Source organism: Shewanella sp. 10N.261.52.F9 (assembly GCF_041471165.1).
Taxonomy (GTDB): Bacteria; Pseudomonadota; Gammaproteobacteria; order Enterobacterales; family Shewanellaceae; genus Shewanella; species Shewanella marinintestina.
Window position 1 is genome coordinate 1 of the sequence record NZ_JBFRNX010000048.1, and the last position, 12,026, is coordinate 12,026.

The 12,026-nt window shown below is 42.8% G+C and carries 10 protein-coding genes and 1 pseudogene; 4 read left to right on the forward strand and 7 right to left on the reverse strand.

What is annotated here, in order from left to right:
* The 5 genes and pseudogenes from AB4298_RS21110 to AB4298_RS21130 form a co-directional block, all read right to left on the reverse strand.
* Positions 1 to 1,970 (reverse strand): annotated as a pseudogene (locus AB4298_RS21110) (adhesin); the annotation flags it as partial.
* 346 nt (positions 1,971 to 2,316) lie between these two features.
* Entirely contained in the window at positions 2,317 to 3,501 is a 1,185-nt protein-coding gene (locus tag AB4298_RS21115) for a BaiN/RdsA family NAD(P)/FAD-dependent oxidoreductase (RefSeq protein ID WP_371988315.1), read from the reverse strand.
* A 309-nt stretch (positions 3,502 to 3,810) separates the two neighbouring features.
* Complete coding sequence (gpsA, locus tag AB4298_RS21120) at positions 3,811 to 4,830, reverse strand: NAD(P)H-dependent glycerol-3-phosphate dehydrogenase (protein WP_248999760.1); 1,020 nt, start codon at positions 4,828 to 4,830, stop codon at positions 3,811 to 3,813.
* A gap of 4 nt (positions 4,831 to 4,834) precedes the next feature.
* Positions 4,835 to 5,320, reverse strand: coding sequence for a protein-export chaperone SecB (gene secB / locus AB4298_RS21125; protein ID WP_248999761.1), 486 nt, complete (start codon positions 5,318 to 5,320; stop codon positions 4,835 to 4,837).
* Between the two features lie 231 nt (positions 5,321 to 5,551).
* Positions 5,552 to 5,986: a rhodanese-like domain-containing protein gene (locus AB4298_RS21130; RefSeq protein WP_248999762.1), complete on the reverse strand. Its 435-nt coding sequence runs from the start codon at positions 5,984 to 5,986 to the stop codon at positions 5,552 to 5,554.
* 239 nt (positions 5,987 to 6,225) lie between these two features.
* Between AB4298_RS21130 and gpmM the strand changes: the two genes are divergently transcribed.
* From gpmM to AB4298_RS21150, 4 genes are read left to right on the forward strand one after another with little or no spacing between them, the layout of a single operon-like run.
* Positions 6,226 to 7,770 carry a 2,3-bisphosphoglycerate-independent phosphoglycerate mutase gene (gene gpmM, locus AB4298_RS21135; RefSeq protein WP_248999763.1) on the forward strand — a complete coding sequence of 515 codons (1,545 nt, stop codon included), beginning with the start codon at positions 6,226 to 6,228 and terminating at the stop codon, positions 7,768 to 7,770.
* 10 nt (positions 7,771 to 7,780) lie between these two features.
* Entirely contained in the window at positions 7,781 to 8,914 is a 1,134-nt protein-coding gene (locus AB4298_RS21140; RefSeq protein ID WP_248999764.1) for a murein hydrolase activator EnvC family protein, read from the forward strand.
* A 32-nt stretch (positions 8,915 to 8,946) separates the two neighbouring features.
* The gene (locus AB4298_RS21145; protein WP_371988316.1) at positions 8,947 to 10,152 is read left to right on the forward strand and encodes a S41 family peptidase; all 1,206 of its coding nucleotides are present in this window, start codon (positions 8,947 to 8,949) and stop codon (positions 10,150 to 10,152) included.
* Between the two features lie 6 nt (positions 10,153 to 10,158).
* On the forward strand, positions 10,159 to 10,932 hold the full coding sequence (locus AB4298_RS21150) for a divergent polysaccharide deacetylase family protein (protein WP_371988317.1): 774 nt from the start codon (positions 10,159 to 10,161) through the stop codon (positions 10,930 to 10,932).
* On the opposite strand, the gene AB4298_RS21155 is transcribed toward AB4298_RS21150, so the two are convergent.
* Both AB4298_RS21155 and AB4298_RS21160 read right to left on the reverse strand, forming a co-directional pair.
* On the reverse strand, positions 10,900 to 11,349 hold the full coding sequence (locus tag AB4298_RS21155) for an Rrf2 family transcriptional regulator (protein ID WP_248999767.1): 450 nt from the start codon (positions 11,347 to 11,349) through the stop codon (positions 10,900 to 10,902). The two genes, AB4298_RS21150 and AB4298_RS21155, sit on opposite strands and share 33 nt — an antisense overlap.
* A gap of 51 nt (positions 11,350 to 11,400) precedes the next feature.
* The gene (locus AB4298_RS21160; RefSeq protein ID WP_248999768.1) at positions 11,401 to 11,652 is read right to left on the reverse strand and encodes a YkgJ family cysteine cluster protein; all 252 of its coding nucleotides are present in this window, start codon (positions 11,650 to 11,652) and stop codon (positions 11,401 to 11,403) included.
* Between the last annotated feature and the right edge of the window lie 374 nt (positions 11,653 to 12,026).

The window sequence follows — 12,026 nt, forward strand, 5'->3', positions numbered from 1 at the left end:
GCTTGGCTTTCTTTGTAAGCGTCATCGGTGGCACTTGCACTATTACCAGCAACATCACTAGCGGTAGCACTAAACACTAATGGTCCGTCTGCTAGGCTAGATAAATCCTTATCTTCTAACTGCCACTTGCCACTTGCCACAATCGCACTGAACTGCAATTGTTTGCCCATATTGTCGGTTACAGTAATAGTAACCACTTGACCATCTTCAATGTCAGTAACTTCACCCGACATATCGACCCGCAGCATTTCACGGGCGTTAAGTACAGTGTCATTACCCGTATCTACATCTATGGTGATTGAAGCTAAAATATCGACTGCGATAACATCTGTGGCAGTGGCTTGGTTACCCGCTTGATCTTCAACCGATACCGTAGCGCTTAGGCTACCATCAGCAAACCCCGTTAAATCGATATTAGTCAGCTGCCAAGCGCCGGCAACCACGACAGTGGTAAAGCTACGCTCATTGCCGTAGCCATCAGTAAAAGTGATGCTAATCGTTTGTCCGTCTTCAATATTACTGACTGTGCCTTGCACGGTAACGGACTGTTGTTCTTGGCTATTGACCACATCATCATTATCGATAATCTCAATGGTGACTGAGGCCAAAGTGTCTTTAATTACTGTATTAGTGCTCGTGCCAATATTACCTTCAAAATCAGAGGTTATCGCTCTAAGCGTTAACTCCCCTTCTGCCAGCGATGACAGATCCAGTCCATCTAATAACCAAGTACCGTTGCGTGTAATACTATTAAACACTAAGGTTTTGCCGTTAATGTCGGTAACAAACACTTCTACAGGGCGACCATCTTCGACATTACGTACAACACCAGCTAAAACTGATTGGCCAGCTTCTACTTGATTGAGTACACCGTCATTGTCAATAGCAGTAATAGTGATGGCAGCTTGGCTTTCTTTGTAAGCTTCAACAATACCATTTGCGGGGTTACCAGCAATATCATTACTGTCGACAGTAAACACCAAAGGTCCATCAGCAAGGCTCGACAAGTCTTGATCTTCAAGTTGCCATAACCCAGCAATAACCGTGGTATTAAAGTTCAGTTGTAAACCATTTATATCCGTTACAGTAATCGTAATGGTTTGGCCTTCTTCGATATTTTTTGCCACGCCATTCATATCAACTCGCTGTATTTCGCGAGCATTAAGTACCGTATCTTGACCCGTATCAACCTCAATAGAAATCTCAGCTAAGGTATCTTTTATGCTGTTATCGATGCCATTAGTAACATCACCGGGGTAAGTCATTGCGGTAATAATGGCTGTGAGCTCACCTTCTGCAAAAGTTTGAAAATCAATATCGTTGAGTTGCCACTGCTGATTTAACACCGTCACTTTGTAGCTCTGTGGCTGTCCTAAGCTATCGATAATAGTGAGTTCTAAAACTTGACCGTCAGCAGCGTTAATCGCACTACCAGATAAACTGACAGTAGGGGCTTCAAATTGATTGATATAACCGTCAATATCAATCAATTCAACAGTTAACGTAATCGAAATAAAAGAGTCTTGCTGACTAGAGGAAAAAGGCGTGTCACGTTCGGACGATGGCTTATCGCCCTGAGTATTAAAACCGGAATCTGCAATTACACTGTCATTATCAGATTGCACCACCTGATAAATCAAGTTTAGGCCTTCTTGCTGCTCACTCGAAGACTCACCCTGACTTTGCTCTACATTATCGCTATTCGATTGCGCAACTTGTTCTGTTAAATCTTCCTCATCCTCGATAGATCGAACTGCAGCTTGAGGGATAATGAGCTTATTTCCATCAATGACACTATAAAAATCACCATTAGCGTCAATACGGATTTGTTCTGATTGTAGACTATGAAGCGGGATCTCCGTTTGCATCTGATGTGGCAAAATCAACACCCACTGGCCATCAGCAGTTACAGCCCAATATGCAGCATCAAGCTTCACATAATAAATAACGTCAGCACCCAGAGTCGCCATCAGAAAATATCCTTTTAACATCAGTCACTACAAGCAGTTGTATAACCAATCGACAATAAATACAGTATTGATCCACAACCTTACTATTTACAAGTAAAGAACACTTGAACAACATTAATAATATGCTAAATATTTAAGCGATAGTTAAATCTAAAATGGAAACAATAGAGAATGGGATAAACAGGAAAGAGAGTTGTTAAAGAGGGCTTTTATTTAAAAGCGAATACCAACTATTTAACGTTAAAAAATTAGTTGAGCTATAAAATGTGAGTAATCTATAAATTAAAGGCCGCAGAACAACGAATGTCAATTGGCCAATAAAATAAAAAAACACTAAATATTTAAATCAAACAGCTTGTCCAGCTGCGACACCTGACGACCAAGCCCACTGGAAATTAAACCCGCCTAACCAACCACTTACATCCATTACTTCGCCTACGAAGTACAAACCTGAAACGGCTTTGGCTTCCATAGTTTTTGAGGATAATTCATTAGTATCTACACCGCCTAAAGTCACTTCTGCAGTGCGGTAACCTTCGGTGCCATTCATGACTAAAGTCCAAGACTCAAGATCCAGCGCCAATTGCTCTAACTCTGCATGAACTAACTGGTTAAGCGCTTTATTCAGCAAAGGCTCTTCAAACAACACTTCGACTAAACGTTTGGGCAACCATTGCGATAAGGCATTACGTAAGCTTTGCTTTGGGCTGGATTCAAGTGCTTGTTGTAGCTTTGCACGTACATCCTCACCCGGTAGCAAGTTAATGCTGATCGCTTCGCCCGGATTCCAATAGTTAGAGATCTGCAAAATTGCAGGGCCAGATAGGCCACGATGCGTAAATAGCAATGCCTCACTAAATTGAGTGCCGTCTTTAGCAGTGATAGTACAGGGTACCGCAATGCCCGATAACGGTTCAAAGCGTTGCTTTTGCTCACTATGCCAAGTGAAAGGCACTAGACCTGCGTGAGTTGAGAGCACCTTTAAGCCAAACTGCTCAGCAATATGGTAGCCATAAGGTGAGGCCCCCAGCTTTGGCATAGACAAGCCTCCAGTAGCAATCACTAGCGACTCGCAAGTGTAATGCTCTTTGTCGGTCACCAACTCAAACAAGCCATCTGCATTTTTGCTGATCTCACTAATTTCAGTCCGCAGTTTAATTTGCGCGCCGGCCCACTCACACTCGGTAAGCAGCATAGTCACAATCTCTTTGGCTGAGTCATTACAAAATAACTGACCATGGTCGCGCTCGTGATACTCGATGCCATGACGCTCAACCAATTCGATAAAGTCACTTGAACGATAGCGTGCTAAGGCAGATTTAACAAAGTGACCATTACCGCAGATAAAGTTAGCAGGCTCAACTTTCTGATTGGTGAAGTTACAACGACCACCGCCACTGATAAGAATTTTACGACCTGCTTGCTTAGCGTTATCAAGCACTAGCACATCACGGCCACGGTAACCTGCAGAGGCTGCGCACATAAGGCCTGCCGCTCCGGCTCCAATAATGATGACGTCATGATGTTTCACTCGATAACTCCTAAAAACGTAGCTAGCCTCAAAACTGGGATAAGTTTTGAGCATAAAAGGGGGCGCTATTTTAGCATTGTTATTTATACATGGAAGTATTTATACCAGCTTCGCCATGGATGGCATGAAGTGGTAGTTATACATGGAAGTATTTATACCACTATCAACATCTACGCCATGAACAACTTGAAGGGAGCCGATACATGGAAGGGTTAGATTCAACAACTCAATACCGCAAAAACAAAAAACCGAAGCTAAGCTTCGGTTTTCAATCAACTGAACAAATTGTTCAATCTAATAACAGCAAAACTATTCTGCCGACGATGTCTCAGACTTTTGCTCACGGCTGAGTAGCTCTTTAGCTGCATCAACCGGTGACTTACCTTTATACAAGACTTGGTAGACTTGCTCGGTAATCGGCATCTCTACGCCCAAACGCTTCGCTAGCGTATAGACCTCTTTAGTGTTGCGATACCCTTCAACCACTTGACCAATTTCTTGCTGCGCGGTTTCAACATCCGAGCCTTTGCCCAATGCTAAACCAAAGCGACGGTTACGCGACTGGTTATCGGTACAAGTCAGTACCAAGTCACCAAGGCCAGCCATTCCCATAAAGGTTGAGGCTTGTGCCCCCATAGCTTCACCAAGTCGAGTCAATTCAACCAGGCCGCGAGTAATTAGCGCCGTTCTTGCATTCGCACCAAAACCGATACCGTCTGACAGGCCAGCGCCTATCGCAATAACGTTTTTAACTGCGCCGCCAAGCTGTAAACCAATAAAGTCGTCATTAGCGTAAACACGCAGACGCTTAGGACTGTGCAACAGCTCAACCAAATCCTTAGTAAACTGAGGATCCGTGCCTGCAATCGAAATCGCTGTAGGCATACCGGCTGCTAGTTCTTTAGCAAATGTTGGTCCCGATAACACGGCAAGAGGAAACTCATCACCAATAGCTTCACGGGCAACATCTTGTATTAGGCGGCCAGTCTCAGGCTCTAGACCTTTAGTGGCCCACACAATACGCGAATCTTTGCGTAACAGCGGTTTTGCTTGAGTTAGCACTAATCCAAAAACATGGCTAGGCACAACAACGAGCACATTGTTAGATGCCGCTAATGCTGTTGCTAAGTCCGCTTCAGGGATCAGTAAATCTGGTAACGGAATACCTGGTAAAAACGCTTCGTTAGACTTGTCGTTTTTTAGGTTTTCTATGTGCTCGGGTTCATGGCCCCAAAGCATGGTTCTGTGGCCATTGCTCGCTAAAGAAATGGCAAGGGCGGTCCCGTAAGAGCCCGCCCCCAGTACCGTAATGTCGGCAGTGTTTTTCATGCTATTAAGCGTTAGCTTCTTCTGCTGGTGCTTCAGCTGCAGCAGCTTGACGCTGTTGAACATACTGAGCAAATAGTGCGTCAAAGTTAACTGGCGCTAGGTTAAGTTGTGGGAAAGTACCACGGCTTACTAGGCTACCAATTGCTTCACGAGCATATGGGAAAAGAACGTTAGGGCAGTATGCACCTAAAGAGTGAGCTAACTGCTGTTCAGTTAGACCTGAGATAGCGAAGATACCCGCTTGCTGAACTTCACATAGGAATGCAGTTTCTTCACCGTTCTTAGCAGTAACAGTCAAAGAAAGAACAACTTCAAATACGTCATCAGATAGTTTGTTGCTGCGAGTATCTAGATCAAGCTTAACTTCTGGGCTCCACTCTTTTTGGAAAACAGCTGGGCTGTTTGGTGTTTCAAAAGAAATATCTTTTGTGTAAACACGTTGAATGTTGAATTGTGGACCTTGTTGTTCGTTGTTTGCTACTTCAGCCATACTATCCTACCTTTAAAAAATGTTAATGAGGCTACTTCAAAAGAGCCAGTCTCAGGGCTTTGCAAGCTTGGGAGTATCCCAATTCACTGTCCCGGTTTTTGATTTATTTAGTCAACAGACGCTTTTTAGGAGGGAGTCTCTCCCTCATTTCAATGCCGGTAACCACAATAAGTTAAGCGTTAACACTCTAATCAATAACTCAACAAAAAATCAATGGCTACACTAACACTTCTATCTTTTGCTTTTTGAAACAGGCAAGTTATTTGACTGCCATTCACCCATACCACCTTTCAGGTTATTCACGTTTTCAAAACCGTGTTTTACCATCAGTTGAGCAGCTTGAGATGAAGTCATTCCAGCGTTGCATACCATTATAATGGGACTAGCTTTTGCGTTTTCAAGGGTACCAAGCTGATTATTTTTTATATCAGCTAATGGTAAATTTACCGCACCAACGATATGACCCTTCTTAAACTCTTCTTTACCGCGTACATCAACGACTTTAGCGTCTTGTTTGTTCATCATCAGAGTCGCTTCTTGATGATTAACGTTTTTAACTTTAGACACGCTAGACTTGAATACCACAACGATAAGACCAACGAATAAACCAACCCACGCAATGCTTAGCATTGGGTTTGCTTTAAAAAATTCCATATATTCTTGCATCGTTAACTGCCTACTTTTTTAGGGCCAAATATAATGAGGGCACAGAGTATACCATCGGTTACAACAGAATACCGAATGTTAGTCACGCTTGGCGCGCTTCAGTTCCTTAACAAATAACATCAACAAGCAAATTCGATAACAGCAATCTAGGTAAATGTCTTTATGCCTGACGGCAATTGGTAGTAATATTTAACCAATTCCGATTTAAAACTTATTTTTTTAAACTTAAAGGTACTACCATGACGACACGCAAACGCCCGTTGGCATTGCTGATCCTCGATGGCTGGGGTTACCGTGAAAACACACAAAAAAATGCTGTTTTTCATGCAAATACACCAGTATTAGATCAGTTAAATGCAAAATATCCAAACAGTTTAATTTCAGGTTCTGGTATCGACGTTGGTCTGCCTGATGGCCAAATGGGTAACTCAGAAGTCGGACATATCAACATCGGCTCAGGCCGTATTGTCTACCAAGAACTAACGCGTATCGGTAAATCTATCGACGATGGTGAGTTTGATAACAACACAGCACTAACATCTGCTGTAGACGCAGCGATTAAAGCCAATGGTGCAGTACATATTATGGGGCTGTTATCTCCTGGTGGGGTTCACAGCCACCAAGATCATATCGAAGCCATGTGCCGCCTTGCAGTAAAACGTGGTGCAAAAAAAGTGTATCTACACGCATTCCTAGATGGTCGTGATACGCCACCACGCAGCGCCAAACCAGGCTTAGCTCACTTTGAAGAGCTATTCAAAACCTTAGGTACTGGTCAAGTCGCATCAGTGATTGGTCGTTATTATGCAATGGACCGCGATAACCGCTGGGACCGTGTATCTCAAGCTTATGAGCTAATTAGTGAAGGCAAAAGCCTGCACCAAAGTGCTACGGCTGTTCAAGCAGTAGAAGCAGCATATAGTCGTGATGAAAATGATGAGTTTGTTGCCAGTACCGCCATCCCAGATGCACAGGGTAATGTGGCAAAACTAGCCGATAACGACGCGCTAATTTTTATGAACTTCCGTGCTGACCGCGCTCGCCAAATTACTCGTAGCTTCGTAAATGCAGACTTTGACGGTTTCGAACGTGCAGTAACACCAAAGATTAACTTTGTCATGCTGACTGAATATGCCGCTGATATCGACGCAGCAATTGCTTATCCATCAACAGACCTAGTAAACACTCTTGGCGAAACTTTACAAAACCGCGATCTCACGCAATTACGTATTTCAGAAACAGAAAAGTATGCCCACGTGACCTTTTTCTTTAATGGCGGTAAAGAAGAGCCATTTAAAGGGGAAGACCGCATACTGATCCAATCACCAAAAGTCGCGACTTACGACTTACAGCCAGAAATGAGCTCAGCAGAATTGACTGACAAGTTAGTTGCAGCCATTGAATCGACTGAATATGACGTAATCATCTGTAACTACCCAAATGGTGACATGGTCGGCCACACAGGTAACTTCGATGCAGCAGTTAAAGCCTGTGAAGCCGTAGATACTTGCATTGGTCGTGTTGTTAAAGCACTAGATAAAGTGGGTGGAGAGTGTTTAATTACTGCCGACCACGGTAATGCTGAGCAGATGACAGATGAATCAACTGGACAAGCACATACTGCGCACACTAGCGAATTAGTGCCATTAATTTACGTCGGACGTGACGCAGAGATCGAAAAAGGCGGACGTTTAAGTGATTTAGCGCCGACTATGTTAACCTTAATGGGACAACAAGTGCCTGCAGAGATGACAGGTCGCTCGATAATAAAACTCAAAGAGTAAGAGTTAACAATTGAACATTCGATTTTTTATCAAAGCCAGCATTATTGCTGGCTTTCTATCACTCCCTTTAACGGTAAATGCCAGCGATCTAGAGCGTCGCCAGTCTGAGCTGAAATCAATTCAAGCACAGATCAACAAGCAACAGTCGGCGGTGAAAAATACCAATAAACAAAGGGAACGACTGATATCTTTACTTAAAGAAGATGAAAAGGCGATTGCTCTAGCGGCGACTAAGGTTAACCGTACTAAACAAGACTTAACCGTCACAGATAAGAAAATTGCAGAACTCAACGGTAAACAAACCCAGCTGAATAAACTAAAAACTGCACAGCAAAAATCACTTTCTAATCAGTTGGCTAGCGCTTATCTAGCTGGAAATCATGACTACAGCAAGATGCTACTTAACCAGCAATCTCCTGCGAGTATCGAACGCCTACTCGCTTACTACCAGTATTTGAACAATGCCAGAATTGACTCTATAAAGCAGTTACAAACGACCCTGCTAGAGTTAGACGAAGTGCAGGTTGAGCAGCAAAACCAAAAAACACAGCTTAACAAACTCGTGATTGAACAACAGCAGCAAGCTAAAAAGCTCAATCAAGAGCAATCACAACGACAAAACACCCTAACGCAACTGCAGAGAACCTTAAATAGCAGCGGCGCAAAGCTTGAGCAACTTCAAATAGAAGAGGCTAGCCTCAAAAGAGTGGTTGAACAAGCCTTGCTTGCAATGCAAAACAATCCTTCTTATGACGGGCTATCGAGCCGCCATAAACTAAAGTGGCCAACCAAAGGACGAATAAAATCAGCCTTTGGTAGTAAACGATCCGGCCAAGTAAAATGGAAAGGCGTAACTATTTCAGCATCAGAAGGTCAAGATGTGAATGCGATAGCCAATGGCAAGGTAATTTATGCCGACTGGTTACGCGGCTTTGGTATGGTCTTAGTCGTTGATCACGGTAAAGGCTATATGAGTTTATATGGCCATGCACAGGCACTATTGAAAAGCGCTGGCGACACAGTACGCAAAGGTGAATCGATCGCTTTAGTCGGTCGTTCAGGTGGACAGACCCAGCCTGGCCTATACTTTGAAGTACGGCACAAGGGGCAAGCGGTCGATCCTGCAAGGTACTGTAAACGCTAAGACACATAACCCCTTATTATATAGGGGTTTTTATGTCTCAATTTATACGCTATTTTAGTTGTGTTACTTTCGGTCTTGTCTTAGGTTTATCACTAACTCTTGTTGGGCAAGAGCACACTCAGCAATATAAATCTCGTATAAATTATCCTGTTTTGCTCGATGTCATCGATACCGTAGAAACTTACTACGTCGACAAGATGTCTGAAGAGCAGCTTATAGAAGCGGCCATTACAGGGATCTTTAATGAGCTAGACCCATACTCTAGCTTCTTAGATAAGCAAACCTTTACTAGCATGCAAGAAACTAACAATGGTGAATACTTTGGTTTTGGGGTAGAAATTGCCACCGACAATGATCAAATTACCATTATCACTCCCTTTGCCGAGTCCCCAGCAGAAGCTGCAGGTATCAAGCCCGGTGACAGAGTTATTAAGCTCAACAATCAAGTGGTAACTGCAGATAAATTAGAAAACCTGCTTAAAGAAATTAAACAGCATAGCTTTGATAAAGAGCCTATTGAGCTTGAAATGCTACGTGCTAATTCTGAAGATCACTATACAGTAGTGTTAGCCCCGGCACTCATCGCGATTAACTCAGTACAAGCCGAAATTCTTGATAATAAGATTGGCTATATTCGCCTGACAAGTTTCCAAGAAAATACCACTCCCAAACTGGTACAACAGTTATCAGCTTGGCAGTCAGAACAACTAACTGGCATTATCCTCGATCTGCGTAACAATCCTGGCGGCCTGCTGGATCAAGCGATTACAATTGCAGATCTTTTCCTTGATAAAGGACGCATTGTTTCTACAGAAGGGCGTTTTTTCGATGCCAATTCTGACTATTACGCTTCACCACAGATCATGGCAGCAAATATCCCAATGACAGTCCTAATTAATAAAGGATCTGCATCTGCTTCAGAAGTTCTAGCTGCCGCATTACAAGACAACGGTCGAGCTAAACTTTTAGGTCAAACAAGCTTTGGCAAGGGCACGATACAAAGCTTGATCCCAACCTTATTGGATGGAAGTGCAATTAAACTAACAATCGCCAAGTACACCACACCGAATGGAAGGGATATTCACGCGAAAGGTATTGAACCAGATATAAAAATTGCGCTTGAGGCTATATCAGATCCGGAAAGTATGCCTATAATCGATACAAATTCACTCCATGACACAGTTGAGCAAGACGAATTAGTCAACTCAGCTATTGCTTGGATTAAGGCAGAAAAATAATAACCAGTGCGCTACTTTCTTTTACTGATACTTTTATTGTTACCAAGCGCTAGTGTTTTCGCCAGCAAAATTGCCATCATCATTGACGATATTGGATACCGTCAATCAGATAAAGCAGTGCTGACCTTACCTGCAAGCATCACCCTTTCTATATTGCCGCACACTCCGCTTGGTAAGAACCTAGCAACTAAGGCTTATCAGCAAGGAAACGAAATTTTAGTCCACCTACCTATGCAAGCACTTAATGGCAAAGCAATTGGTGCTGGCGCACTAACCAACGCCATGAGCGAAAACGAGCTAAAAACACAGGTAGCCAACGCTATCAAAAGTGTTCCCCATGTGACCGGTGCAAACAACCATATGGGCAGCTTATTAACCCAATTAGATACACCTATGCGCTGGGTCATGGAGTCGCTGCGACTGCATGACATTTACTTTATAGACAGTAGAACTACGAAATATACCCAAGCAGGCGTTATTGCACGTTCAGTGGGTGTACCTTCATTGAAAAGAGAAATCTTTTTAGATAACGATAAATCGAAGAGTGGTTTAGAAAAGCAGTTTCAACAAGCAATTACACTCGCAAAAACTAAAAAACAAATAGTAGTGATCGCACACCCTTATCCTGAAACTATTGCGTTTTTAACAACTAATCTTTACAGGCTGGATGCAGAAAATATTCAATTAGTTCACGCTTCAAGCTTGCTGGCACAACAGGTTGTCGTGACAGCTGCAGAGCAAAGCGAATTACTGCAAGATAGAGATAGAAAGGTCTGGTAATAAAGATTTCAGTTCTTGCTTATTAACCACAATCATATCCAACGTGTATGCGTCTAAAACAGCAAGATAGGCATTTACAGCCTCTCCCAAGACACCTTTTAGCTGACAAGCAGGAGTAAGCAAGCAATAAGGCTTACTACAATCAATAGGTGCTAGCGAGTTCTCTAATGAACGTACAACTTGGCCTATATTGATTTCAGAAGCGGGTTTCGCAAGTTTAAAGCCACCACTTTTACCACGGACAGTTTGCAAGTAACCTAGTTTACCCAAGTGATGAACCACTTTAGAAATATGGTTAGCTGACAGATCAAATACTTCAGTTATCTCAGAGATACGAAATAGTGAGTTTCTCTCAGAATTTAACGCTAAATACATCAGCGTTCTTAAACCATAATCTGTATAACGAGTTAACTGCATTAATCACAATCCGTAAAATAAATATCGAGTGAAGCCTACACAATGCTTCTATTAGTTTGTTGCGGCTTCCAATGTACTAATTAGCCATAACGCTTCTGTATCTGTTTTTCCACACACATCGTCAGTTGCGGCGAATAAGCCACATACGGCTGGTCTTTCAGCTTGGCCAAACAGCTTACACAAGTTTTGTTCATTGAGCTGAATACACCTTACTCCAGCAGGTTTACCCTCAGGCATACCAGGAATTGGTGTAGTAATTGAAGGCGCAATGCAACAAGCACCACAGCCTAAACGGCAATCCATCTTAAAAACCTTTTCACATACCAACGATATTATAGCTCTATCAGCCGCTGGAGAGTTGTGCGAAGTCACATACTATACAGCAAGTGCCACATGATATTGTAGAACCGTGATCAGTGTATACAATTCAGATTGAACTTTTTGCATTGAGCTTACCTCAATCATCTCCATCTTCAATCATAAATGCCACGAAAACCATGGATGGTTGAGAGTGACCGCCTCCTTTAGCAAAGCGCTTACGTATATTACTGTAAATTTTTTAATCACAAACACGAAAAAGCCCTAGCACTCTTTGTTTATAAGAGTTGCTAGGGCTTATCACAACGAAAAAAGCCTCATCTTTCGATGAGGCTTTCGTCTTTATGTTGGCGGAGCGG